General features: G+C 55.4%; 2 protein-coding genes. One reads left to right on the top strand and one right to left on the bottom strand.

Translation table 11 applies throughout. The annotated features are described in order from the left end of the window. Nucleotides 1-193: 193 nt before the first annotated feature. Entirely contained in the window at nucleotides 194-385 is a 192-nt protein-coding gene (locus JIN85_RS21540) for an NUDIX hydrolase (RefSeq protein WP_234047551.1), read from the bottom strand. Here JIN85_RS21540 and JIN85_RS22480 point away from each other — a divergent pair. Next, the coding region (locus tag JIN85_RS22480) for an IS110 family transposase (RefSeq protein WP_425494641.1) at nucleotides 308-520 on the top strand (213 nt) is incomplete at its 3' end. The two genes, JIN85_RS21540 and JIN85_RS22480, sit on opposite strands and share 78 nt — an antisense overlap.

Here is a 520-nt window from a genome sequence, read left to right as displayed (position 1 = left end):
GCCAAGACCTCCGCTCCAACGGATGAGTCTGTGAACAAGATCAGGCATCACGCGGCTCCCACGGCCTTCAAGTCCGAGCAGCATCTTAGATCCATCGAATCTGTTTTGATGAGACTGTGACTCCTCCGCCGAGGGGTGTTTTTGGAACCCTTCCAGGCTTTGAACAAGATCCATGAAAACTACCACCAATCCTTCACCCTCGCCAAGCCTCTTTCTCGGAATCGACGTCGGATAGTCCGACCTCTTCTGCCACCTCATCGGCCACAAAGAACCGCTCTCCGAACGCTTCGACAACACCCCGAAAGGCATCGCGAGTCTCCTCCAATGGCTCGCCAAACTCGCAAAACCCGCCGCCATTTCCGCCTGCCTCGAACAAACCGGCCACTACAGCATTGCCATCTCAAAAGCCCTCCATCAACACGGCCTCCACGCCCTTTTCCTCGTCAATCCAAGGCGCATCAAAGCCTTCGGAAATCAAAAACTCAGACGCAACAAAAGTGACACTGCCGACGCCCGGCTC

The organism is Luteolibacter pohnpeiensis, from assembly GCF_016595435.1.
In the GTDB taxonomy this organism is placed as follows: domain Bacteria; phylum Verrucomicrobiota; class Verrucomicrobiia; order Verrucomicrobiales; family Akkermansiaceae; genus Luteolibacter; species Luteolibacter pohnpeiensis.
The sequence above is the reverse complement of the archived record's forward strand: the minus strand, read 5'-3'. Positions and strand labels throughout refer to the sequence as shown.